Genomic DNA, 24,270 nt, shown 5'->3' with positions numbered 1-24,270 from the left:
GAGCTAACGCATGAGCATACAGGTAACTGAACCAGCGGCACAGTGGTACATCAAGGAGCTTGGTCTGAACCGTGGAGATACGATCCGTTTTTTTGCCCGCTATAGTTCCGGCGGTGGGTTACATCCGGGCTTTTCTCTGGGAATTGCCGTAGAGCCTCCGCAGCACCCCGTATTACAACATGAAGCGGCTGGCATTACGTTTTATATGGAGGATCAGGATTACTGGTATTTGAAGGGTCATCATCTGGAAGTGAAGTATCTGGAGGAACATGACGACATTATTTACACGTATGCCGAGGAAGAGCAGTCTTAAAGCTCTAACGTTAGAAATAGCGTGCAGGTTAACCGTTTAGGGACATGAAAAAGCGGCGGAGTATCGCATTACAGGGGATTAACCTGTATGTGATACTCCGCCGTTTTGTTGTCCTTGGGGCGCGCGTGCTGCATGTTAAGGGTTGTTAGGCATCGGACCATCCACTGCAAAATCAAAATCATCTATGTCGTACACATGTACAGGAACGGAAGCTTCAATAATGCGGTGAATCCAGTCCAGTTGATCAGTCAAAATGGGTAATTCTTCACGCTGGGCTGTTAGTACCAATTCAGTCTCGATTGGATCAAAATATTCTCCGTAATGCGCAGTATCGACGGCATTAATGACGATCAGCGAGGTGTTGGCGTCGAACAGGATGGGCAAGCTTTTGGCCCAAGGCATCTGAAGCGCGCGCCGAATTTTTTTCTGATTCAAAGGCTCCTCAAAATAGCTGATCAGTTCGCTTACCTTTCGCTTCACATGCTGATCGTCAACAGCATTTTCCATGAGCGGTTCCGTGCTATCCTGAAATTCGTATAGCTCCAGCAACGATGTGTAAGGCACTATATATTCCACAGGGGCGGGAGTTGTAAGCAGTTGGCCATATATGGCAACCATTACAGCTTCCGTTACAAATTGTCGGGACATCGGTCAAGCCTCCTGCATTTACCAAATTATGCGATAAGAGTATAACACAAAGCGGGACTGAATTCAGCCCTTCATGCAGATTGCTCCGGTTCATTCGTTTTTTACGTTGACTGCCTTTTTCAATCTTATGTCTGCCGCTGGTCAAATACGTTTTTTTATAGATAGCATCTGCCAGCGGCCAGACAAAGGATACGTGGGAAAGCCTAAGTGCGTCCAATTAACAGCGACAGCAGCCCAGCGGCGATGAGCGGTCCTACAGGAACGCCTTTGAAGAAGGCGACACCAATTACAGTTCCGATAAGCAAACCCGTCACAATGATGGGCTGCCCGGACATCAGGGTTACTCCGCGGCCGCCAAGGTAGGCTACCAGGATGCCAATGGCAATAGCGAGCAGCGACTTCCAGTGAAGGAAGGACTCCATCACCTGGCTAATGCTGATTTTACCGCTGGCCAGTGGGGTCATCACACCAATGGTTAGAATGATGATCCCGATCGTCAATCCATACTTTTCAAGCCAGGGGAAAGCAGTATGAAAATGGGTTACCCGAAGTAGCAGTAGTACTACCATGGCAATGGTGACGGTGGAATTGCCGCTGACAATTCCAAGACCAGCCAGTACCAGCAGTATGAGTGAACTGTAATCCATATATGCGTTCTCCTTAGTTCATTTAGCTTTGAATATGCTCAGCGATTTGGCGACCGTGCCAGCGGCCTGTTTCAATGAACACCTCATTGGCGTTGCTGCCTGAAGCGATGACACCCGCCACATATATACCCGGTATATTGGTCTCCATCGTGGAAGGATCATATTCCGGTTTGTCCAGATCCTCGGCCATGTGGACACCCACAGACTCCAGCAGCTTCCGTTCCGGGTGAAACCCGGTGAGTGCCAGTACAAAATCATTTTCGAGTCGGAAAGCTGCTGTCTCCAACGGGGTGACCACTACATAATCCGGATGAATCTCAGTGATGCGGGCGCCCAGATGGAGCGTGATTTTCCCTTTTTGCACCATACTGTCGAACAGTGGACGAACCCACGGCTTAATGTATTCAGACAGTTCGGTTCTGCGATACACCATGTCAATTGTAGCTCCGACACGTACGAGTTCCATCGCTGCATCCACCGCAGAGTTGCTGCCGCCGATGATTGCGACCCGCGTACCGGTATAGGGATGGGCTTCACTGAAATAATGAGTAACTTTATCTAATTGTTCCCCGGGAATGCCCAAATAGTTCGGATGATCAAAATATCCTGTAGCCACGACGACATAGCGTGACGAATACGTTTTGGCTATTCCCTGCTTGCTCACTGTATGTACAGTAAATGTAGCGTCATCCTGTCGTGTGATTGTTTTTGCTTCCTCGTAATGACGGACGTTCAGGTTATAATGTGTCGCTACCTTGCGGTAATACGCCAGTGCTTCATGACGGTAAGGTTTGTCATTAGGCGTACTGAACGGAACATCGCCAATTTCCAGCAGTTCAGCCGTGCTGAAAAACTGCATGTTTGTCGGGTACAGAAAAATGGAGTGAACAATGTTACTTTTTTCGATAATGACGGTTTGCAAGCCTCTGCGACTGCATTCGATTGCAGCGGACAGCCCGCAAGGCCCGCCTCCGATAATGACTACGTCGTGCATCTCGATGAACCTCCCGTTGTATTGGTCTGTTGCGCCAGTTTTGCAGTAGTATGTAAGAAGTTTCAATGCGCTAATTCACAAAAAATTGAAAAGGCGAAACAATTGAATATATGCAATCTCTGCACAAAAGTCAAGTAATATCATCCTACCGCAATGCGTACACAATATCCAGCCGTTTTCAGAAAGAAGTAAAAGAATGATACGATTGACATACATTTTTAACGTACATATAATTAGATGTGTATCTATTATGATGTGTTTATTTTTTACGGTAAATATACGGAAAGTATGTAGTGATGAAAAGAGGGGTTAACGATGCAACTGGATAAAATGGTCAATTATCATAAAGCGCTTGCTGATCCAACGCGTATGCGTATATTGCTGCTCTTGTCACGTGGAGAGATGCATGGTCAGGCTTTGGCAGAAAAACTGAATTTATCCCAACCGACTGTCACGCATCATGCTTCCAAGCTTCGTGAGGCGGGGTTAATCAAGGAGCGACGTGATAAGAATACGGTATATTTCACACTGAATCCTGAACTGATCCGGCAGCATGCCGAGGCGACAGTGCGGTTTATTTTTGAAAAAGGAGAGGGGGAGGAAGAAATGTCAGAGGTTAATGAAACGCTGGAAGCGACAGTCTTGCGTAATTTTTTTTCCAAGGACGGCAAGTTGCGTCAAATTCCCTCGCAATACAAGAAGAAGCTGATCGTGCTTCAATTGCTGGCAGAAAAGCTGGAGCCGGGTCGCGTGTATCCTGAACGTGAGCTAAACGAGTGGATTAAGCAGTACCATGAGGACTTTGCGACGATTCGGCGTGAGCTGATTATGCATCAGTTTATGTACAGGGAACGTGAAATGTATGAATTGAATCCACGTGAGATGTGGACACGCTGGGATCAAGTGCGCTAAAAGCAACTTGAAAAAGATTTAAAAAAAGGTTTGCAGCAGACTTGACAGACGATTTCAGGACTTGTATGATTAAGGAAATTTTAGGAGGAGGCGATGTTATATGCGTACGAACATGAATGGATTGGTTCAGCAGCAGTATGACGTTGTCTCCCGCACGGATGATGCATAGTTGAAGACTATATGAAATAAGTATAGTTTTTACATGGCATTCGGTTGAGCAGTAGAACCGATGAAATCCGCAGGGAGTGATTCCCTGCGGATTTTTTTATGATTAGGGTCTTGGGATAGCCTCGGCCTGAATCATACACCCTCCGCAGGGGTTTTCCCTGCGGATTTTTTGCGTTTTTTGCTCGCGGGAGAGAACATTTACAAGCACCGAGTAACACGGAAATAAAAAAACATCAACTTTAAACATCAGCAATAAACGATGATTCACAGGAGGAAAACAATGAGTATACATGAATACGGCTGGTCTGATTACTGGAACGGCTTTTGGGATCAATGGAAACAAAGCTTTGAAGAACGAGCAGAAAATACACAGGTACGCCCTGCCCGTCTGATTGCCGATTATGGTCAAAAAGTAAAGCTTATGACTATGGATGGAGAACGCTGGGGAGCTGCTTCCGGCAAGCTGAGACATGCTATTGTCGATCCGGCAGAAATGCCGGCTGTGGGGGATTGGGTGGCTGTCACCGTGCCAGATGGAACCTCGGATGCAGTCATTCATGCCGTGCTGCCACGTAAAAGTCGGATATCCCGGCAGGCTGCCGGCTTTGAGACGAAGGAGCAGCTGATTGCGACAAATGTAGATACGCTCTTTCTCGTCAATGCACTGAATCACGATTTTAATGTGCGCAGGCTGGAACGGTATCTAATTATGGCGTGGAACAGTGGGGTCGATCCGGTCGTTGTGTTGAGCAAAAGCGATCTTTGTTTCGATGTGGAAGAGCGGGTGGCAGAAGCGGAGGGGGTTGCCCCCGGTGTGCCTGTCATCGTTATTTCCGCTTTGCAGAATGAAGGGAGAGAGCAGTTGGAGGCGTTTCTTCAACCCGGACGCACAGTTGCCTTGACAGGCTCCTCCGGCAGCGGCAAATCAACAATTGTGAACTGGCTGTCCGGGGCCGAAGTTCAGCTTACACAGGATGTGAGGGAAGAGGACAGCCGGGGTCGCCATACGACAACTCACCGACAGTTGTTCCCCATATTGAGGCAAGCCGTTCTGCTGGATACGCCGGGAATGCGTGAACTGAATCTGTGGGATGATTCCACTGGGGTCGCCAATACCTTCGCGGATATTACGGAAATGGCACAAAATTGCCGTTTTGCAGACTGCAAGCATCAGGGAGAAGCGGGATGTGCGGTAGAGGAAGCTGTGCAGCGTGGTGAGCTATCTGAATCCAGAGTGAACAACTATCGCAAAATGCAGCGGGAGCTGGAGTATCAGGCACGTAAAGAAGCAGATCGGCGGAAAAAGGATCAACGTTCAAGCACAAATCAGGGCCGAGTCGGTAATCGAAGGGGCTGGAGACGTGATGTGGAGTGGTGAGATGAAGAAAGGTTATTTGTAAAAATCACAAGAGAATCTGCGGTGTGGTCGGCATATCCTGTAGAGGGGTGAGTATATGCCGAATTATAGTATTGTGGTGAGTTTGTCGGATCGTCGTCTGTATTTAAAAGATGGAGATCAGACTGTACTTAGTTATCCGGTCGGTATTGGTAAAATTGCTACACAGACGCCGTACGGACAATTTACCATCATCAACAAACAGCCCAATCCCGGCGGCCCCTTCGGAGCGTTCTGGATGGGGCTGTCCAAGCCGCATTATGGCATCCACGGCACCAATGCGCCTTGGTCCATTGGCAAGCTGGTGTCGCATGGTTGCATACGTATGCAGAACAAGGATGTGCTGGAGCTTCAGGAAAAGGTGAGCATTGGCACGCCGGTCACCATACAGCCTTAGTGACCGACAAGTTACAATACCCTGCAAGCCATGTGCTGTCCAATTATGATTTGGGTTGAATAGGGATACGGGCTTCAACCCGTTTGGAGCCCTCTTTGTCGTCCGCGGATTTAACTAGTGTGCCGGAAAGATGCTCTCCGCCTGCTCCATACACTCGTTTCGCATTCGCCCATATGTCTTCGTTAGGTTCGAAGCTTATAACCATGGTGTAACGATTAGCCAGGCTCGGTTTTTTGACCCTCATACTGATAGAGCCGTCAGGCATGACTTTGGTTTGATCGTCATAGCCAAACTGCCAGCGTCCCGGGAAATCAATGGTAAGCTTGACATCTGATCCTTCCAGTAAATTACTGCGCGCATACACATGATAATAGTTGCCTTCCTGCTTCACATCCGGCTTGATCCACACTTTGGGGCTACCGTAATCCTTTGGTTTGTTCCAGACAGGCTTAACCAGCGGGGTGCTTTGTTCCTGCTCAGGATCAAACTCGGCGCCAATTCGGACTTCTTGCCGAAGCTGCTCCTTTTCTTCGTATTGATATACATAGGGCCCTTCCAATTTCTCACCACCGCTGCTGTAAAGATTGCGTATCGGGTCGTCTTGGTCAGCCGGACGGAACAAAACCGTCAGATCCATGCTGCCCTGTATGCCTGGCCGTTGCACACGAAGTACAAAGCTTCCGTCCTTTTGAACAGTTGCTTCGTCCGTGTACCCGGTGAGCAGGGAGTTTTTGACCGCGAGATTACCCTTAATCCGCGCTCCGGCGGGGAGGTTGGAGCGCCCTGTGACCTTTACGGTTTTTCTGTCTATATTTACATTGCCTGATATTTCGACATAACTGCTGCCTTGTTGATGTACAGGGGTGCGATTGGCAGCTCGTTCATCCAGGGAGGACGTATTCTGATTCGGGTTGCCGGTAACGGTGTAGGCGCGGGCCTCAGCCTCATGTTGGGCCATACTGCGGGTAGAGGCTTTTTCCCTGCTGCATGCAGACAGAATTGTCAGTAACAACAAAGTGTATAAAAATATCCAGCCTACTTTATCCAACAGGTTGCTTACATGTTTAAACCACAAGCGGAATGGTTAAAAATGGATAGTCTGGTCATCCCCTTGGAATGCAGGGGCAGCATGTTGTAAAGGAGCCTGAGCCATATGTCCATTGACCGTTTTATCCTGAAAAAGCTGGACAACTGCCGGGAAGAGCATACACGCGCTAATTTAGTGGAGCTGTTTAGAATACGAATTGAGAAGGCGCAGAAGTTGGAACGAGGCGGAAAAAAAGGTTATCGCAAAAGAATACTATAAGCAGTTTGCTATAAAATGATAGGTTCGGCTAGTTACATGTATCATGTTTCAAGGCCGCTGATACGGAGAGGGTGCATAGTCACTCTCTCTTTTTTGCTATGATTTCGGAACAAAAAAAAGTCCCTCTTAGTAGAGGGACAGTGCCAATGAATCATTTTCACTAACGCTATGCAGGATGGCTTCACAACCGACAATTTCTATACTGATCAAAGAGTTAAGACATTTTTGAAGGGCACGCTTGCCTCTGGAGATTTTGTTCTCCAAAGTGTTGCTTAGAAGTTTTAATGTTTTTTGTACAGGTTGTTTGTTTTCTTGGTTGAAGTATACGGGAATACGTTTGTTTTGAAATGTAATTAATGTTCTCACAAAAATCACCTCGCTTGAGTTATTTCATGACTTTATTGTAGAGCCCGTTTCTTAAAATTACCTTAAAAACACCTTATAAAAACATAAAGGTCTGAAAAATTTACAAAGTGTTCACAATACTCTGGTAAACAATCAAATTTAGTTTAACCCATCGACAAAATGACGTATATGCGAATTCTACAAAACTTTGAAAATATAGTTTATTGATTCATATGACTCTTTTAAGATATAAAAATACAACTAAAGTCATGATTTTATAGTGCGAGTGGGTAGTTTGTAACAAATTGACAGTCTAATAGGCGGATGCTACAGTTACGATAGCCATATTTTCATAGAAAATAGGCTCTTTGTGTGAGTTTTACTGTATATATTAAGGATCGGGAGGGATGACAGATGATCCTGACCGTGCTTTCGGGACGACAGGAAACAGAGTGGTTTGACATCGAGGTGGCTGATGAATACTCGGTAGATCATTTGAAGCTGATGTTGGGTGTGCGTATTTTTGGTGAGCCTCCGGCGGAAGGAATGCAATATATTATGGAAGCAAAATTCCCGGAGGGGCTTTGGTTCAGAGTGGATGACGACCAACTGCTGATAGGAGCGGGTCTGCGGGAAGGCTGTACGGTGCGTATTCAGCGTGCTTTTTCGACAACCCGGGACGAAGCTCCTGTATATGGACGGCGTTCGCTGTTTCAAAGTGAAAAAAATGGGTAAATACACACATGAAATTATATGAAACCTTGGTAAAATGAAATAGTAAGCAAAAAGGGGGACTTTTGTCTTGAATGTATTATACCAGCGCTCCCCGAGATTAAGACCGGCGCTCCGAGAGGAGAAGCTGGAGATTTTACGGCCTCCGGCTGAGCCGAGCAAGCCGTCTTTTTCCATTATATCTATACTTATTCCGTTAATGATGACGTTGGTAACTATTGGTTTTTACGTATATATGAGCAAAACAGGCAAGATGGGCAACAGTAACTACCTGATGTTCCAGATGGTTACTGTGGTCATGATGCTTACATCCTATACCATTCCTTTTTTCGTGTATTTGAACAATAAGAAGGACTACAAGCGCAAGCTGGAGGAACGTGACCGGATGTATCGGGAACAGCTCCAGAAGCATCGGGAAGAGCTTGAATTGAAACGCGAAGAGCAAATTCGCACGCTATATGAAATTCACGGTGACCCGCAAATCTGCGCTCAAATCGTCAAAAACCGTAACAGCTCTCTCTGGGAGCGTTCGCCAGAGGATGAGGATTTTTTGCAAGTGCGTATTGGAACCGGACAAGTTCCGTTTCATATCAAGCTGCAAATCCCACGCCCGGACGGCTATGACCGAGACCCGTTGCTGGGAGCTGCGGATGAATTGGGGGAAGAGTTTCGTCTGGTGGATGCTGCTTCCATTGCCTTGCCGCTGTTTCAATCCAAGGTGGTTGGACTGGTTGGAGAGCGAGAGCATACTCTTGCAGCATTAAGAGTGATTCTGGCACAGGTGACTGTCCGTCACTCGCCGGATGAAGTGAAAATCGCTTCCTTTTATGATGAGCGTGAGGAAAGTGAATGGAATTGGATGCGTTGGCTTCCGCATGTGTGGGACGATGACAGAACTGGGCGGATGATGTCAGACCGCAGCAGTAGCGCCCATCAATTGGCCGACTTTCTGTTTGCCAGATTGAACCGCCGTAAAAACAACCGTAACGAACGTCATGGAAAAGGGATGGAGGTCCCGTGTTATGTGGTTGTTTTATCAGATAGCCAGCTAATTGAGGAAGAACCGCTGCTTCCGTTGCTGTTGGAGGACGGACGGGCAATTGATGCGTGTACCATCGTTCTGGCTTCCCGAAAGGAAGCTTTGCCGATGCAATGTCAGCTTATCGTGGAGGCTTCCAAGGAGCAGGGCGTATATGCCCGCAAATCGGAGTCATCGGAGGTTGAACAGCAAAGTTTTAAACCGGATCGTCTGTCGAGAGAGGAAGCAGATGCATTGGCGCGGTATATGGCTCCTATTCGCTTGAAGCGTTCCTCGGCTTCGGATATTCCCTCTGTGCTGCCACTGTTCGATATGATGAGTGTAGCGGGTGTGGAAGAACTGGACGTGTCAGAACGGTGGCGGCGCAACCGCTATCCTGATACATTACCTGTACCTATGGGTGTCCGGGCAGGTGGCAAGAAGATCATGATTAATCTGCATGATAAAATCGAGCGCCAGGGACACGGCCCCCACGGTTTGATCGCCGGTACGACAGGTTCAGGGAAGAGTGAGGTTATTCAGTCCATCGTAGCTTCCCTTGCTGCTGAGTTTCACCCGCATGATCTTGCGTTTATGCTGATTGACTACAAGGGTGGCGGCATGTCCAATACGTTCGTCAATTTGCCGCATGTGGTGGGCACGATTACGAATTTGGACAATAACCTGATCGAACGCGCCAAAATATCACTAAAAGCAGAACTGGTCCGCCGACAAAAAATATTAAACGATGCGGGCAATTTGCAGCATATTGATGAATATTACAGATTGCTCCGGCAGCGGCACGCACAACCGCTGCCTCATCTGGTTATTATTATTGATGAATTTGCACAATTAAAACGGGATCAACCCGAGTTCATGGATGAGCTAATCAGTATTGCCGCCATTGGACGGACATTGGGTGTCCATCTGATTTTGGCGACCCAAAAGCCTGCTGGCGTTGTGGACGATAAAATCTGGAGTAACTCCCGGTTCCGTATCTGCTTACGGGTGCAGAGCGAAGGCGACAGCCGTGATATGTTGAAAATACCGAATGCTGCGTGGATCACGAAGCCGGGACGAGGGTATTTTCAGGTCGGCAGTGATGAGGTGTTTGAAGAAATGCAGTTTGCCTGGAGCGGTGCCCCGTATGTAGGCAACAGAGATATTTCTTCCGCACTGCCTGTTCATGAGGTGAGACTGAACGGCAAGCGTGAAGCGCTGCTGACTGGCGGCGAACGGGCAAACTCAGGCTTAAAAGGGGAAGAAGCTCCCAAACAGCTTCAGATATTCATTGATTATATTGCAGAAGAAGCTGCCAAGGCAGGGATCGAACGGCTTCAGGGACCGTGGCTTCCGCCGCTGCCTGACTTGCTGGATTTAACTGACTTGCTGCCTCCATGCGCCGAAACGGGCAGTCCAGCATCTCCTCAAGAGCTGAAGGCGGTCATGGGTCTGGTTGATGATTTGCCGAACCAGCGACAGGAGCCGATTTATGCATCACTGGATCATGGTCATTGGGCAGTGTACGGTATGCCGGGCATGGGTAAAACGACCTTTTTGCAAACAATGCTAATGTCGGTGGCTCAGCGCTTTCATGCGAACCGTTGGAACGGTTACATCATTGATATGGGTCGAACGATGCGCGACTTTGGGGAACTTCCCCAGATCGGTGCTGTTATGATGGTAGAGGAGGACGACCGGATCAAGCGGTTGTTCCGTTATCTGTTCAAGCAGGTGGCTGTACGTAAGGAAATGATTTCCGAAGCTGGTGTCAAAACGATAAGCTCTTATCGACGTTCTGCTGTTGAGGATGTGCCACAAATAATCGTAGTCATTGATGGCTACCTTAATTTCCGTAATGCTTATCCAGATGAAAATGAGCTGCTGGAATCTCTTTTGCGTGAAGGTGGCAGTCTCGGTATTACATTTATCATTACAGCGAATCGGATTACCGATGTGTTTGAGAAGTTCCGCAGTAATATTGCGAACGCTGTTTCTTTTGAAATGTCTGACCCGAGTGATTATTATTATGCGGTAGGACGACCAGCCAAAACACCGGGGCCTTTAATTCCGGGTCGGGCTTTGGTCAAAGGGCATATCCCGCCGCTGGAGTTCCAGACGGCGTTGCCTTCACCCGGAGAAGATGAAACGGAGCGTTCAGCACGGTTGCGCCGCAACATAGCTGGTATCGTACAGGAATGGAAGGGCAAAAACGCCCCAGCTATTCTTCCGTTACCCGAGCGAATCCCGTTGGCGGAACTGCTTCAGCAATGGGACCGGACGAGCAGGCCTTCGAGCGCGCTTCCTTATGAGGTGCCTGTAGGGCTACAGAGTGACGATCTGGAGCCTTTCTTACTGAACCTCAAGGAAGGTCCTAATTTTATCGTTGGTAGTCCTATGGAGGGAGGAAAAACCTCTTTCCTGATGAGCTGGATCATATCGCTGGCTTATTACACATCGCCGAGTCAATTGGAAGTCTATACGGTCGATACCCGCTATGGAGGCGGGGGACTATCACGATTGCGGCATCTTCCTCATGTCAAGGCTGCTGCTGAAAGCGAGGAAGAGCTTGGTCCATTGGTACAGCAAATGTATGATATCGTTCAACAGCGGAACAAGGAGGGGAATGATCCCGAATTGCTGCTGGTCATTGATGATGCGGATATGCTAAGCAAGCAATTGAACGATTTTACGATAAAGGATCAGCTCTCCGCCATTGTACGGTTGGGGCGTGATCGCAATGTGCATGTCGTGCTGTCGGGCGTGCCATCTGATTTCCCAACCTTTGGCGTAGACTGGTTTAATGATGTTAAGGCGAGTCAAAGCGGTATGCTTTTCGGAACACTGGATTCGAATGATTTATCGTTCTTTCGTATCCCCTATTCAGAAGCGAATGCCGCCGCTGGTGGCCTAAAAGTCCTGCCCCCTGGGCAGGGATACTACGTACGACGCAAATTTACCAGGATAAAAGCGGCAATTCCCTTCTCAGAGCAAGTGAGCTGTGAGGATTGGATAACGGAAATTCGTGACCGATGGCATGTTGTAGTTTGAAGGGAGGTGGCTCATAATGTTAACGTTTCAAGCTTCCAAGCAGAAGTTAATAACCCTCAAGTCGAAGGAATTGTTTTTCCTGGCAGGCGTTCTGGGTTCTGACAGACTGCTTGGGGTGGAAGATCCGTTTAAGGGCTATCTGGCAGAAGAGTTGGCGGAAGAGTGGGAGCAGGTAAAAGCCTCTCTTCTGGAAAAGGGGTATTTAAAGCGGGTAGATGAGGGTACTGAGTTGGCAATGCCCCCTACCGTTTTTTCGAGGGTTGCTATCGCGGGATTATCTAGCCGGGCTTGCCGCATACGCTATTCGCGGGGCGGTAAGCAGTTCGAAGGTTACCTCCATTGCACGAACGAGCGTGTCGTGGAGCTAGTAAAATCCGTTGATGAACCCGATGAGTACCGTCTGTATGATCTGGGTAATGTGGAGAAGGCTTGCGAGACATTGATTGATAAAATGGGCTGGGTAGATCGGCTTGTGCCTGAATCTCCTGCGCTCATGTTCTCCAAGCAGGCATTTAATAAAATTTACGAGCAATCAGCAGGAGAGAGTGTGTCTCTAATCAGCAGTAAACTGACCGAGGCTAGCGGAGATGCAGAGGGGTCTGCGAGACTTGCCCGGTCATTGAGTTCCCGTATAGCTGAAGGAGAACTGCAATTGCTGGTCTGGAACGGCAGGGAGTGGGAATCACAGCGGGTTGCGTTTGTCCTGTGTCCAACGATGAACTGGATATTTCGTATGAGCTCTAATGGCAACGGAGATTGGCTTATTGCAGCCATGGCATCAAGAGATCAGTTTGTGGATTTATTATTAAATTGGCTGCGACAGTCGGCAGAAACTGAAGAAGCGACAGAAGAAGGGTGATGGATATGCGCATTCGAGTTGAACCGGATGTGCTTCGGGGGCTTAGCGGGCAGCTACAGCATGCGGCGGAGCAAATTCAACAGTTAACAGCAGGGTTGGAGCAGGCGTTACAATCGATGGATTGGGATGTATCTACACGTGAGACTGTCTTGAATCATTGGATGCAGGCCAAGCGAATGTCGGAGCAAATTCATGCTTACCTCCATACATCAGGTGCACAATTGAATCAAAAGGCAGAACAGTTCCAGTCTGTTGACCACAACTATCATACGATTCTGTCATCTGCCAGCCAACCATTAGGACGACCAGTTACAATGCTGGATTGGTCGAATCAGCAGTCATCGTCTATTTTGCCCGGGCAACCTTCAGAAGGAAGCGGTCCGATTTCGGACCCGCAGTCTGTCGTGAATGCTATTGCTGGTGTACAGTCGTCGGATGCAGGTACGCTGAATCAGGATATTTTGAAGCAGGCGTCCTCCAGCAATCCGCAGGAATGGTATTTTGTTGACCCGGCTATAGTTAGGGATCAGCCTGTCGCTTAGTAGATTCTCGGGACTCTCCTGCCTGGTCACATGAGGCCATATAAATTCAGTTCATGGAATCCTGATTTTTTGGGACTTATTAGGTACTAATTCTATTGATATTATATTGTTAGATGCTGTTTTATAGTCAAAAAGTGGGGTTATTACAATTAGGACCTTCGCCTTTTGTAGGAAATTAAATAAACATAGTACAATTTGAACCAGTTAAACAAAACATTTAATATCATCAAGGAGGACTCATAATATGGCAGGACGTATTTTAATTACCCCGGAACAGGTCGATCAGGTAGCCAACCAATTTAAACAAAGCGGTGAACAAAGCCAGCAGATCGTTTCCAGCTTGACACAATCCATCTCAGGCATGGAAGGTCAATGGGAAGGTATGACCAAACAACGTTTCTTTCAAGAGTTTCAGGAAGCCAGCAAACAAATGCAAGCTTTCGTAACGACTTTGAACAGCATCAGCCAGGAACTGACGGCTATCGCTAATAAATTCCGTACTGTTGACCAAACGAAGTAAGATGCGAGATAGGCATCACCTTATAATATACCACTCTATGAGGAAGCAATATATATGAACCATTTCTTGTGGTTTGTACATTTGGTATAGTGGTTATCAGGAGAAACCGGGCGATCTTCGGACACCCGGTTTTCTTGCCATCCACAGATTGTATATAATAGGGTGTGGAAACTAGCATACTGAACGATGTAAGGAGAGGGATGTTCCATGTCTTTTCAACCGAATCCGGGAGACGAATTGATCATAAACGGCACAGCCTATGTGGTTGGGCGACATCCTGCTGCACCCGGTTTGGCTTATGCTCAAGCAGGGCGGCAGGGGATCGTATACCAGCTGAATGCCAAAAGCGGAGCGCCGCATGAGGCTAAAGCCCTTAAAGTGTTTTTTCCAAAGTTCCGTATCCCGGCTATGGTTTATCAATCAGAGCATATGGAAGCGTACGGGGATATCCCCGGGTTGCAGGTATGCAAGCGTGATGTGCTCACTCCAGAAAGAAACGGAAGTCTGATTGCCGAGCAGCCTGATTTGCTATATGCAGTGCTGATGCCATGGATTCATGGGACAACATGGTTCGATTGCCTCACAGCTCAGCAGCAGCTTGAGGCTTCCGATAGTCTGGCTTTGGCCAGAGCGCTGGCAGGGATCGGCTCAGCTATGGAGCAAAAAGGACTGGCACACTGTGATTTATCTGCGCCGAATGTCATGCTTCCGTTTTTTTCTGAAGTGGAACTGCCTGAAGGCACATCAGCTGTAGAATTGGTCGATGTGGAACAAATGTACAGTACCAAAATGGATCGTCCGGATGCTCTATTAGCGGGTTCGCCGGGGTATGCTGCGCACCGTACCGTTCACAGCGGATTATGGAGCGCGTATGCGGATCGTTTTGCAGGGGCCGTTATTATCGGCGAAATGCTGGGATGGTCAGACCGTGTGGTGGTCGATAAAGCGTGGGGCGAAAGTTATTTTGACCAGCATGAAATGCAGACGCCTTGCGAACGTTATTATATTTTACGCAAGTCGCTGGAAGCCCGTTGGGGAAGCAAAGTGGTGGAGCTGTTTAGCCGTGCCTGGGACAGCCAGGATCTGAGCAGTTGCCCTACCTTTGGTGAATGGCTGGTTGTTCTCAATGCACTTACTGAGCAAGAGATTCCTGTTGAAGTAGAGACGGTGGAAACCGAGGCGACAGAGGCAGCAGCATTAGCTACTGGCGAGTCCGGGGAAGCTGCATCCTCCTTGGTTGCACCGCTCCAAGCGGAACAAGCTGCGATACTGAACCAGGCGATTGAGGAGCAAGGGGAGCGTGGGGTGACGGACAAGCTGTTCCGACAGGCGCGTGAACTGGAGAAGCAAAACAAGCCTGCTGCGGCCCTAGAGGTATATCGGTCGTTGTATCATTTTGTAGAAGACGGCAGCCCTCTGCATGTGGAGGTATCGGCTGCCATTATGGGGCTGGAGGAGCAGTTGAACCCCAAGCCGCCTGAGCAGCCTGAAAAATCAGCAGCCTGGTACCGCTCCAAAACGTTCATTGTGACAACGGCGGCGGCTGTCGTTCTGCTGGCTGTTGGCATTCCAGCCGTGAATATTCTGGCTGATCAGTCCAATCAGCGGCAAATCGAGGCAACCAAGCAGGAAGAAGCCGCAAAGGCGGCGAAAGCGAAGCTGGCTGCCGAGCAGGAGGCCTCTCAAAAGGCACTGACGGAGAAGCAGCGGCAGGAAGCTGAGCAGCAGGCCAAACAACAGGCTCTTGCTGCCCAAAAGCAGCAGGAAGAGCAGAAAAAACAACAGGCCCTTGTAGCTCAGCAAGTTAAATATGAAGCCTACCTTGCTCAAAAGGAACAAAACAAGCAGGCGGCCGCCAAGCTGGCAAAGCAGAAAGCGTATGATCAGCAGGCGAAATACGAAAAATATTTAGCCTGGAAAAAGAACGAGGCTGCCCGCGCAGCGCAGGAAGAGGCAGCACGTAAGGCGGCGGCAGAGGCGAAGCAAAAGCAAAAAGCATCAATTCATGCAAGTAACAAACAAAATGTTCTCCAGCTTATTTCCCTGTATAACAAGGCTTATGCTTCTCAGGAGGGCGGAAGCACGGCGAAGGCGAAGGGTTTTGCCAATCGTTTTAGAGCGTTGTACGAAAGTAATTCTTCCTATTATCGTTCGGTAGGTGAAGTCGGGTACCGGGCTTCCTCTATCTATAACTTTTTAAGCGATACGAATTTTAGACTGCCTAAAATTTAATTTTTTTCATATTTTCATATCTTGGATGAAGTGCCACAAGATGATAAAAGGTAACTGAGGGGAGCGTGTGCAAACGATGAATTATACGATACAGGCCTCACAACGTACCCCCGCCTTGATCATTTACCTGATTGACATTAGCGCGTCAATGAACATGCTCATGGAGGGGCGGCGGCGAATTGATGTCGTATATGAAGCTATATCACTAGCGATCCGGCAGATGGTTTTCCGTTCTACGAAAGGGAATCGGCTGACTGCACGCTACCGGATTGCGATCTTGGCTTATAGTGACGACGTATATGATCTGCTCAACGGTGTGAAGGGGATTGATGAAATCGCAGCGATTGGCTCGTTGCCCGATTTGACGCCCAAACGGTTTTCAGATTCGGCAAAGGCTTTCTTGCAAGCCGAACGTATTTTACAGGCGGAGCTGCCGGGGATGCAGGATTGCCCTGCGCCTTTGGTTTGTCATATGACAGATGGTGTTTCCACAGGTGATGATCCGGAACCGATTGCGAAGCGTATTATGAGCATGAGCGTACCGGACGGCAATGTACTGGTGGAAAACATATTTTTATCGGACAGATTACTGGAAACGCCTATTCAGGACCCCCGCCGCTGGAAAGGTCTTACGCATAATACGCCGTTACAGGATGAACATGCTGTGAAATTGCGTAATATGTCTTCTGTACTTCCTGAAAGCTATCGGGAAATGCTGTTTGAGGCAGATTATCAGCTAGGTGAGGGAGCAGTTATGATGCTGCCCGGAACCTGTCCGGAACTGGTGTCCATCGGTTTTCAAATGTCGGCCGCAACGCCTGTACGGTAAGGAGGTAAACGCATGAATCCACTGCTGTCTCTGCTCCCTACGAGCAAAAGGAAGGGAATGAATGCACGGCTGGGGCAGCATTTTGCCTACACAAGCTCTCAGACGGGCGATCAGCCACTATCGACGCATCATAGCCGATTTATGTGCCGTTATGGTTACGGAAGATCTGCTGAATCTGCCAGTATGGGTGAAAGCGGACAGGATTTCGCCGCAGTGCGTATTCATAAATCCGTCTGTTGTTTTGTTCTGTGTGATGGTGTCGGGCTTAGTTACCAGGGAGATTTTGCAGCCCGCTATTTGGGTTCCTCTTTGCTGGATTGGATGGAACAGGGGCAGGATCTGTCTGCCGATAAGCTGGGGCTGTACCTCGAACGTTTGGCAGGCACGGCTGCGGAGGAACTGGATCGGCAGCCTCTGCATCATGAATCGGGGTTGATGCGTTCGGTGCTAGAGGATAAACGTCGTCAGGGAAGCCAGTCGATGTATATTTGCGGTAAAATCGAGCTACCGAAGCGCGGTACTCGCGGGCGTCTCAGACTTGCCTGGCAAGGAGATTCACGATTGCGGCTATGGAACGGTTCGGAGGAGATCAGCCAATTATTTGATCATACCTTCTCTACAGCGGAACGCTGGTCCACAAGCCGTGGGCCGATTGGAGGTAAGCCTCATTGGTACGAAAGAAGCATACCCGCAGATATGCCGATGAGATTACAGGTATATAGTGACGGATTATCCGATTTGGACCCTATTCGTGAGCCTGTCCCTGATGAGCAGATACAGGTTTTGCTGGACGCCTCCCATACCGGAGGGCTTGATGATGATGCTGCATTTATTGAATTGCAGTGGTAAATGGAATAAGAAAAGGACGTATGCATCCATACTGATGGCTGCATAACGTCCTTTTTTGATGAATAGATAGAAAGAAACTAACGGTCAACAAGAAAGCAGAAGAAATGCTGCGATAATTGATGTATGATTAGTCCTTTTCTCGAATATCGCAAAGGAATAACAAAAAATGCGCAAAAATGGTGATTATAAAGTATACCTTTTTGGGTAATCTTGTGATTATACAGGATACTGAAAGGGAGCGATACATATGAGCTATACACTGGCAGGAGGCGCACGCTTTGATGGCAAAACGGCTCTGATCACGGGGGCTGGTTCTGGTATTGGCAAGGCAACAGCTATTCAAATGGCCAGAGAGGGAGCAAATGTTGCTCTTTTTGATGTCAGTAATGAACGGATTGTAGAGACGGAGAGAGAGATTAATGCTATACGTGAAGGTGCCGCTCGGGCTTTTGACGTGGATATTGCCGATCCGGTGCGTGTGGAAAAAGCAGTTTTGGAAGCAGTTGAACTGTTTGGCGGACTGCATATCATTTTTGCCAATGCCGGGATTAATGGAGTGGTCGGACCGATTGAAGATTTGAGCATTGAGGATTGGCGGCAGACACTGTCTACGAATCTGGATGGTACTTTCCTGACGGTGAAGTATACTGTACCGCATTTGAAAAAAAACGGTGGCGGCAGCATTATCATTACCAGCTCTATTAATGGAAATCAACGCTTTACCAGCTTTGGAATGTCAGCCTACAGTACGTCCAAGGCAGGTCAAACCGGTTTTGCTAAAATGGCTGCGCTGGAGCTAGCCAAGTTTCGTATTCGTGTCAATGTCATCTATCCCGGAGCGATTTCGACGAATATTGATGAAACAACGGAGAAGTCCGAAAGGTTAAAGCAGATTACTATCCCTGTCCAGTTTCCCGAAGGAGGGCAGCCGTTGGCTGATGGGCCTGGTCAACCCGAGCAGGTAGCTGATTTGGTAACGTTCCTGGCCTCCGATCATTCGCGTCATATTACTGGTGCGCAAATTGTGATTGACGGGGCAGAGTCCTTGTTGTTTTAGTGCTAAAGAATTCTCTGTGAGGGAAAAATATTTTGTGGTATCCTGAGTGTAACGTCTTGGTTAAGGTGCGAATGTGAAGCTCACATAAAAACCCCGGATCCTTCGCACCTCGAAATTTGTCGAAAAGGATTAGAATACACTTTCTATAATAAAAGTCAAGGGTGGATTCAAGCTTTTTTAGCATCGTTTTTTGCGAAAATGTATGGAATTGATATCATTAGAGTATCAATTGCTGTATTTTCGCTGTCGCACTCTATATGAGTGCGTGGATTGAAATGATGGCGCTTGCTCTCATTTCCCCCGTGACGTCCACGTCGCACTCTATATGAGTGCGTGGATTGAAATGGATCTCGGCCTGTAATGCGCTGAGTTGATCCGGGATAGTCGCACTCTATATGAGTGCGTGGATTGAAATCATCGGGTAAATGGTCTTTGTGTAACTGGCTAGTTGAGTCGCACTCTATATGAGTGCGTGGATTGAAATATTCTTGTTCGTGTGGGTGATGTTGTCGATGTTTCGGTCGCACTCTATATGAGTGCGTGGATTGAAATCTGAGCTAAGTAATCCAAATGCTCATCGGTCAAGACGTCGCACTCTATATGAGTGCGTGGATTGAAATCGTTTTAGAGGAAGCAGGATTGCTTGAACCTCTAAAAGTCGCACTCTATATGAGTGCGTGGATTGAAATTTACAAGAAAGAATATCCCGAATTGGTAGAAGCCTTAGTCGCACTCTATATGAGTGCGTGGATTGAAATTAAGAAGAAAGAAGAAATGATTAAACCGCTTGGTGGTCGCACTCTATATGAGTGCGTGGATTGAAATTCACATTATTCAAATTTAAAACTTGAACTGGCTTAGGTCGCACTCTATATGAGTGCGTGGATTGAAATCTCCCCCACCCCCACAATGTTCCAGATTTGGTGAGGTCGCACTCTATATGAGTGCGTGGATTGAAATTTTTATATACCTCTCCCTCCATCATAAAGCGAAAAGTCGCACTCTATATGAGTGCGTGGATTGAAATCAAAATTGATAAAGCATATAGACAGATACATCATAAGTCGCACTCTATATGAGTGCGTGGATTGAAATAGAAAGAGCAGAGGAAGACTGGTGGTACAACATAGGGTCGCACTCTATATGAGTGCGTGGATTGAAATATAGCCGATGTATAAAGCTCGGTTTAACATGTCTAATGGTCGCACTCTATATGAGTGCGTGGATTGAAATTATCAGGTGTATGCGCTTGGTGAATGGGGAGTGCTTGGGTCGCACTCTATATGAGTGCGTGGATTGAAATACTTACCCTTTCCAGTCAAGGTATTGTAGTATCCCAAGTCGCACTCTATATGAGTGCGTGGATTGAAATAGCATTGGAGATACAGCCAAACCATTCAAGCCACGCGGTCGCACTCTATATGAGTGCGTGGATTGAAATTGAGGATCGTCGATGATCACGGGGTATGATGCAGTCGCACTCTATATGAGTGCGTGGATTGAAATCCACCAGTTGAAACAACCGCCTCCATGCCGTTGAGTCGCACTCTATATGAGTGCGTGGATTGAAATTCGATGACTGCCGCGTGTTTATCCGCATCCCAAGTCGCACTCTATATGAGTGCGTGGATTGAAATATTTAACGAAACACCTCCGAGATTATTGTGAGGAAGTCGCACTCTATATGAGTGCGTGGATTGAAATCTTGAGCGACTTTAACATCACTATACCTATCTGATAGTCGCACTCTATATGAGTGCGTGGATTGAAATACTTTTCTATTTAGACTGACGCCTTTATACATCAAGTCGCACTCTATATGAGTGCGTGGATTGAAATTCGCACGGAGGAACGCTGTGGGGCCTAATGTGTGGTCGCACTCTATATGAGTGCGTGGATTGAAATCGATGGAGGTGACGGTGTAATGTACGAGGATCAAACGTCGCACTCTATATGAGTGCGTGGATTGAAACATCTACAGCGTCCTATCCTCGTGTAAACTTCCCCAACTGCACCCTACACTTCACTAAAATACACAAGCGGATTATGAGATTTTATTTATTCGGTGAATATTTATCTTGTACACTGATGTAAAAGAAAATTTTATTTCTGTTAGATCAGTTCAATCTGAAAAATCAATTATCAAATGACGATAAATAATATAGATGTTTACATAGTAAGAAGAGTTTTACCATAATTAATAAAGCCATTCGTCTTTTCGGAATCATCATCTCTATTCACTGCCAATCTTGGAATATCGATTATCGGATGCTTGAAAAATGTGAATTGACGCCGATATATATTCAGAACCAGACCTTATAAGCTCATTTACACCAATAATAAATGAAGGCAGAGGAACAGGGTTTATTTTATATGTGTAGCCCCAGTTGAAAGATAAGAGGAATGGAAGTCTGCTGTTGAAGTCACCATAAACAACGAGCGATATTTGGTTGCTAAGCTTACCATATTGGAGGACACGGAGAACAAGAATTGATGGAGAAGAAGGATTCAATATATTTCCATTTATTCAGTAACAGCATCTGGTTGTTAGGAGAGGAAAACGAATGAATTTATTATATATTCCTGGTCTGTATTTTTATGTCTATCTAGTTATAGGCCTTATAGTAGGATATTGGTTTATATCAAAGGAATTAACAGAGCGTGTACAGCAGGAAATGCAGGAACAGGACCCAGCGGAAAAAGATGAGGAACTGTCAACAGCTAGAGAGGATCTTTATCAATCCCTACATAATCTTTATCTGGTAATAGGTCAAAAAGGAGTTATCGCTATCATATACATCTTATTTATTCTTTTTTGGCTTCCGATGTGGCTAGTGATTACTTGGAAAAGGTTATTCTCGAAGAAAAATTAAAGGAGTGAAAACATGCAATATATTGCCCACATACGGGAAAGTGACCAAGAGATTCAGACGGTAGCAGACCACCTGTTGGAAACTCAACAGCTAGCAGAATCTTATGGAGACAAAATAGGTATCCGACATATTACTGGACTCGCTGGTATGCTGCATGATTTGGGCAAATACACAGAAAATTTTCAAGATTACATACGTTTGGCGGTGCAAAATCCTGACAATCCACCGAAACGAGGAAGCGTAGATCATTCTACCGCTGGTGGAAAGTTATTGTACAATCTTTTTCACATTCAACCTCAAGGGACATTTGATAAGCAGGATTTCATGAACAAAGCTTTATTATCCGAAGTTGTAGGGAATGCGATTATTTCACACCATGCATATCTGCAGGATTTTTTAGACCCCGACCTGGAATCAAAATTTTTGGATCGGGTGCGTGATCGAGAGCTGGAAGGATTTGATCATGCAGTCGGTCTTTTTTATGAGCAGGTGATGGAGAAATCTACATTTTACCATTATGTGAATCTAGCAGGGGCCGAGTTGGCTCATTATATGAAACGGGATCATAATCCAGACGTTGAACTCAAAATGATGTTCTTATCCAAGTTTGTTTTTAGCGCTTTGATTGATGCGGATCGCACGAATACCCGTTGTTTTGAAGAAATTAATATTAAAGGCGAAAAGAATGACAATGAACCGATGAATCGCCAACAGCTATTTCAAACGTATTACGAAAGATTAATGGAGCGTATTAGCGCTCTGCAATCAGGAGAGAACGCCGAGACAACCATTAATCTGCTTAGAAAACAAATGTCCGAGCAATGTGAGCAATTTGCAGACAAGCCTTCCGGGATACATACACTCTCCATACCCACTGGGGGTGGAAAAACGCTGGCAAGTTTGCGTTATGCCCTAAAACATGCAGTTACATTTGAAAAAAAGCATATCATCTACGTCGTTCCATTCACGACGATTATTGAACAAAACGCTCAGGAGGTTCGCAAAATTATACGGGATGACGCCAACATTCTGGAGCATCACTCGAATGTGGTCATGAACGAGGTAGAAGATATAGATCGGCAGGAGCATGAGCTTGAAGATGTTGTTGTGAATACACATCAAAAATTAAAGCTGGCTAAGGATAATTGGGATTCGCCCATCATTTTCACGACCATGGTGCAATTTTTAAATGTACTTTACGCAGATGGCAGCAGAAATGTCCGCAGACTTCACAATTTGAGTGAGTCTGTCATCATTTTTGATGAGGTCCAAAAAGTCCCTACTCACTGCATTTCATTGTTTAATCAAGCGCTGAATTTTTTGAAAACGTATGCCAGTTCAAGTATTGTTCTTTGCACTGCTACCCAACCGGAATTGGATTTTGTACATAACAAGCTGGACATCGAGCCGGATGCGGAAATAGTGCATGATCTCGATCATGTCATAGAGAAGTTTAAGCGGGTTGAAATTGTTGACAAGGCGACGAACGGCACTGTAAATACGGAAAAGCTTGCCGATTTTGTTGAGCAAAAGCTCGCTGATGAGCCAAGCGTACTCGTTATTCTCAATACAAAAGCGGTGGTCAAAAATTTATATCTTCGACTAACAGAAGGAAACAGTGCAATCCCGGTTTACCACCTAAGTACTTCCATGTGTCCGGCTCATCGCAATCGCATATTGGAGAAAGTAAAACAACATTTAAATGATAAGGAACCTGTCGTTTGTATCAGCACACAACTCATCGAGGCAGGAGTGGATATTAGCTTTACCTGTGTCATTCGATCCTTGGCTGGTCTGGATTCGATTGCACAAGCGGCAGGCCGATGTAATCGCCACGGAAGAGATGAAACAAAGCAGGTGTATGTCATTGATCATGAAGAAGAGAATCTCAAGCGGCTCAAAGAAATTAAAATCGGCAAAGAAATTACCAGAAAAATGCTCATTGACTTAAAACGTGACAAAACCTGCTACGGTGGTAACGTATTATCCGCACAGGCTATGGAAATATATTTCCAAAAATATTATACCGAGCTGGCAACCGACTTGAACTATTTTATACCTAAGCTAAGAAAAAACATGACTGAGCTGTTAACTGTTAGTCGCAGTGAAAATACGTACTATCGCTCTTATTACGATGAAAAGGGTACGATTCTTCCTTTATTTTTAGCGAATAGCTATAAGACCGCAGCAGAATACTTTCAGGTCATTAAAGATCATACAACAGCAGTTATCGTTCCATATGGAGATGGAGAGAAGGAAGGAAAAGAGATTATTGCTGATCTCAACGGACAGCAAAGCATAGAGGATCTCAGTAGTCTGCTGCGCAAAGCACAGCAATTCACCATTAATATATTGCACCATGAGAAAGAAGAACTGGATCACAATAAGGCGCTGATTCCTTATTTGGATGGAAAGATATGGGCTTTGACTGAGGGGGCCTATGATGATTTATTTGGGCTGAATCTTCACAATGATAGTTTGCATGATGGTTTTATTCTCTAAGAATGCCTTTATGGGAGATAAAGAGCCTATATTTTGCATTGACTGACCATGCCAAAAGTAATATTCTGGTACTATGTTTA

21 protein-coding genes and 1 CRISPR repeat array are annotated in these 24,270 nt (G+C 46.6%); of the genes, 16 read left to right on the top strand and 5 right to left on the bottom strand.

The window, feature by feature from the left end; all coding sequences use genetic code 11:
* Positions 1-10: 10 nt before the first annotated feature.
* Positions 11-313: a HesB/YadR/YfhF family protein gene (locus ABH897_RS00980; protein WP_014281172.1), complete on the top strand. Its 303-nt coding sequence runs from the start codon at positions 11-13 to the stop codon at positions 311-313.
* 135 nt (positions 314-448) lie between these two features.
* Here ABH897_RS00980 and ABH897_RS00975 read toward each other — a convergent pair whose 3' ends face one another.
* From ABH897_RS00975 to ABH897_RS00965, 3 genes are all read right to left on the bottom strand, one after another.
* On the bottom strand, positions 449-961 hold the full coding sequence (locus tag ABH897_RS00975) for an ADP-heptose synthase (RefSeq protein WP_283655686.1): 513 nt from the start codon (positions 959-961) through the stop codon (positions 449-451).
* A 203-nt stretch (positions 962-1,164) separates the two neighbouring features.
* Positions 1,165-1,608 carry a DUF441 domain-containing protein gene (locus ABH897_RS00970; protein ID WP_134910013.1) on the bottom strand — a complete coding sequence of 148 codons (444 nt, stop codon included), beginning with the start codon at positions 1,606-1,608 and terminating at the stop codon, positions 1,165-1,167.
* 22 nt (positions 1,609-1,630) lie between these two features.
* Positions 1,631-2,602 carry a YpdA family putative bacillithiol disulfide reductase gene (locus ABH897_RS00965; protein WP_283655687.1) on the bottom strand — a complete coding sequence of 324 codons (972 nt, stop codon included), beginning with the start codon at positions 2,600-2,602 and terminating at the stop codon, positions 1,631-1,633.
* A 315-nt stretch (positions 2,603-2,917) separates the two neighbouring features.
* On the opposite strand from ABH897_RS00965, the gene ABH897_RS00960 reads away from it, so the two are divergent.
* The 3 genes from ABH897_RS00960 (at position 2,918) to ABH897_RS00950 (ending at position 5,475) form a co-directional block, all read left to right on the top strand.
* Entirely contained in the window at positions 2,918-3,514 is a 597-nt protein-coding gene (locus tag ABH897_RS00960; protein ID WP_014281176.1) for a DUF2087 domain-containing protein, read from the top strand.
* A gap of 448 nt (positions 3,515-3,962) precedes the next feature.
* Positions 3,963-5,060 carry a ribosome small subunit-dependent GTPase A gene (gene rsgA, locus ABH897_RS00955; protein ID WP_283655688.1) on the top strand — a complete coding sequence of 366 codons (1,098 nt, stop codon included), beginning with the start codon at positions 3,963-3,965 and terminating at the stop codon, positions 5,058-5,060.
* Between the two features lie 76 nt (positions 5,061-5,136).
* On the top strand, positions 5,137-5,475 hold the full coding sequence (locus ABH897_RS00950; RefSeq protein ID WP_044644795.1) for a L,D-transpeptidase: 339 nt from the start codon (positions 5,137-5,139) through the stop codon (positions 5,473-5,475).
* 43 nt (positions 5,476-5,518) lie between these two features.
* On the opposite strand, the gene ABH897_RS00945 is transcribed toward ABH897_RS00950, so the two are convergent.
* Positions 5,519-6,490, bottom strand: coding sequence for a flagellar motor protein MotB (locus ABH897_RS00945; RefSeq protein WP_404590985.1), 972 nt, complete (start codon positions 6,488-6,490; stop codon positions 5,519-5,521).
* A gap of 138 nt (positions 6,491-6,628) precedes the next feature.
* On the opposite strand from ABH897_RS00945, the gene ABH897_RS00940 reads away from it, so the two are divergent.
* Entirely contained in the window at positions 6,629-6,781 is a 153-nt protein-coding gene (locus tag ABH897_RS00940) for a hypothetical protein (RefSeq protein ID WP_283655690.1), read from the top strand.
* 126 nt (positions 6,782-6,907) lie between these two features.
* Here the strand turns inward: ABH897_RS00940 and ABH897_RS00935 are convergent, their stop codons facing one another.
* Positions 6,908-7,147 (bottom strand): hypothetical protein, encoded by a 240-nt coding sequence (locus ABH897_RS00935; RefSeq protein WP_081473730.1) that lies wholly within the window; start codon positions 7,145-7,147, stop codon positions 6,908-6,910.
* Between the two features lie 393 nt (positions 7,148-7,540).
* Here ABH897_RS00935 and ABH897_RS00930 point away from each other — a divergent pair, with 393 nt between their 5' ends.
* From ABH897_RS00930 to cas3, 11 genes are all read left to right on the top strand, one after another.
* The gene (locus ABH897_RS00930; RefSeq protein ID WP_025685030.1) at positions 7,541-7,861 is read left to right on the top strand and encodes a hypothetical protein; all 321 of its coding nucleotides are present in this window, start codon (positions 7,541-7,543) and stop codon (positions 7,859-7,861) included.
* 67 nt (positions 7,862-7,928) lie between these two features.
* Positions 7,929-11,927 carry a type VII secretion protein EssC gene (gene essC, locus ABH897_RS00925; RefSeq protein WP_404590983.1) on the top strand — a complete coding sequence of 1,333 codons (3,999 nt, stop codon included), beginning with the start codon at positions 7,929-7,931 and terminating at the stop codon, positions 11,925-11,927.
* Between the two features lie 16 nt (positions 11,928-11,943).
* On the top strand, positions 11,944-12,786 hold the full coding sequence (locus ABH897_RS00920) for a hypothetical protein (protein WP_283655693.1): 843 nt from the start codon (positions 11,944-11,946) through the stop codon (positions 12,784-12,786).
* 5 nt (positions 12,787-12,791) lie between these two features.
* A complete protein-coding gene (locus tag ABH897_RS00915) occupies positions 12,792-13,328 on the top strand; it encodes a WXG100 family type VII secretion target (protein ID WP_404519212.1) in 537 nt (178 codons plus the stop codon).
* Between the two features lie 244 nt (positions 13,329-13,572).
* Positions 13,573-13,848 (top strand): WXG100 family type VII secretion target, encoded by a 276-nt coding sequence (locus ABH897_RS00910; protein WP_013309990.1) that lies wholly within the window; start codon positions 13,573-13,575, stop codon positions 13,846-13,848.
* Between the two features lie 207 nt (positions 13,849-14,055).
* The gene (locus ABH897_RS00905) at positions 14,056-16,080 is read left to right on the top strand and encodes a serine/threonine-protein kinase (RefSeq protein WP_404590981.1); all 2,025 of its coding nucleotides are present in this window, start codon (positions 14,056-14,058) and stop codon (positions 16,078-16,080) included.
* A 76-nt stretch (positions 16,081-16,156) separates the two neighbouring features.
* Entirely contained in the window at positions 16,157-16,909 is a 753-nt protein-coding gene (locus ABH897_RS00900) for a vWA domain-containing protein (protein WP_025685035.1), read from the top strand.
* A 12-nt stretch (positions 16,910-16,921) separates the two neighbouring features.
* Positions 16,922-17,758 carry a hypothetical protein gene (locus ABH897_RS00895; RefSeq protein ID WP_404590979.1) on the top strand — a complete coding sequence of 279 codons (837 nt, stop codon included), beginning with the start codon at positions 16,922-16,924 and terminating at the stop codon, positions 17,756-17,758.
* 247 nt (positions 17,759-18,005) lie between these two features.
* Positions 18,006-18,815 (top strand): SDR family oxidoreductase, encoded by an 810-nt coding sequence (locus ABH897_RS00890; protein WP_404590977.1) that lies wholly within the window; start codon positions 18,006-18,008, stop codon positions 18,813-18,815.
* 245 nt (positions 18,816-19,060) lie between these two features.
* Positions 19,061-20,788: a CRISPR direct-repeat array (repeat unit 32 nt; unit sequence GTCGCACTCTATATGAGTGCGTGGATTGAAAT).
* A gap of 591 nt (positions 20,789-21,379) precedes the next feature.
* Positions 21,380-21,688 (top strand): hypothetical protein, encoded by a 309-nt coding sequence (locus ABH897_RS00885; RefSeq protein ID WP_404519210.1) that lies wholly within the window; start codon positions 21,380-21,382, stop codon positions 21,686-21,688.
* A 12-nt stretch (positions 21,689-21,700) separates the two neighbouring features.
* Positions 21,701-24,190 (top strand): CRISPR-associated helicase Cas3', encoded by a 2,490-nt coding sequence (gene cas3, locus ABH897_RS00880; protein WP_404590975.1) that lies wholly within the window; start codon positions 21,701-21,703, stop codon positions 24,188-24,190.
* Positions 24,191-24,270: the final 80 nt, after the last annotated feature.

Origin of the sequence: Paenibacillus sp. RC73 (assembly GCF_044908085.1) — a bacterium.
In the GTDB taxonomy this organism is placed as follows: domain Bacteria; phylum Bacillota; class Bacilli; order Paenibacillales; family Paenibacillaceae; genus Paenibacillus; species Paenibacillus terrae_A.
The sequence above is the reverse complement of the archived record's forward strand: the minus strand, read 5'-3'. Positions and strand labels throughout refer to the sequence as shown.

Coding starts and splice junctions, on each gene's coding strand:
- cas3 (WP_404590975.1), top strand. CDS start 21,701: ATGCAATATATTGCCCACATACGGGAAAGTGACCAAGAGATTCAGACG.
- ABH897_RS00910 (WP_013309990.1), top strand. CDS start 13,573: ATGGCAGGACGTATTTTAATTACCCCGGAACAGGTCGATCAGGTAGCC.
- ABH897_RS00920 (WP_283655693.1), top strand. CDS start 11,944: ATGTTAACGTTTCAAGCTTCCAAGCAGAAGTTAATAACCCTCAAGTCG.
- ABH897_RS00970 (WP_134910013.1), bottom strand. CDS start 1,608: ATGGATTACAGTTCACTCATACTGCTGGTACTGGCTGGTCTTGGAATT.
- ABH897_RS00885 (WP_404519210.1), top strand. CDS start 21,380: ATGAATTTATTATATATTCCTGGTCTGTATTTTTATGTCTATCTAGTT.
- ABH897_RS00915 (WP_404519212.1), top strand. CDS start 12,792: ATGCGCATTCGAGTTGAACCGGATGTGCTTCGGGGGCTTAGCGGGCAG.
- ABH897_RS00950 (WP_044644795.1), top strand. CDS start 5,137: ATGCCGAATTATAGTATTGTGGTGAGTTTGTCGGATCGTCGTCTGTAT.
- ABH897_RS00980 (WP_014281172.1), top strand. CDS start 11: ATGAGCATACAGGTAACTGAACCAGCGGCACAGTGGTACATCAAGGAG.
- ABH897_RS00960 (WP_014281176.1), top strand. CDS start 2,918: ATGCAACTGGATAAAATGGTCAATTATCATAAAGCGCTTGCTGATCCA.
- ABH897_RS00975 (WP_283655686.1), bottom strand. CDS start 961: ATGTCCCGACAATTTGTAACGGAAGCTGTAATGGTTGCCATATATGGC.
- ABH897_RS00905 (WP_404590981.1), top strand. CDS start 14,056: ATGTCTTTTCAACCGAATCCGGGAGACGAATTGATCATAAACGGCACA.
- ABH897_RS00965 (WP_283655687.1), bottom strand. CDS start 2,602: ATGCACGACGTAGTCATTATCGGAGGCGGGCCTTGCGGGCTGTCCGCT.
- ABH897_RS00930 (WP_025685030.1), top strand. CDS start 7,541: ATGATCCTGACCGTGCTTTCGGGACGACAGGAAACAGAGTGGTTTGAC.
- ABH897_RS00900 (WP_025685035.1), top strand. CDS start 16,157: ATGAATTATACGATACAGGCCTCACAACGTACCCCCGCCTTGATCATT.
- rsgA (WP_283655688.1), top strand. CDS start 3,963: ATGAGTATACATGAATACGGCTGGTCTGATTACTGGAACGGCTTTTGG.
- ABH897_RS00890 (WP_404590977.1), top strand. CDS start 18,006: ATGAGCTATACACTGGCAGGAGGCGCACGCTTTGATGGCAAAACGGCT.
- ABH897_RS00940 (WP_283655690.1), top strand. CDS start 6,629: ATGTCCATTGACCGTTTTATCCTGAAAAAGCTGGACAACTGCCGGGAA.
- ABH897_RS00895 (WP_404590979.1), top strand. CDS start 16,922: ATGAATCCACTGCTGTCTCTGCTCCCTACGAGCAAAAGGAAGGGAATG.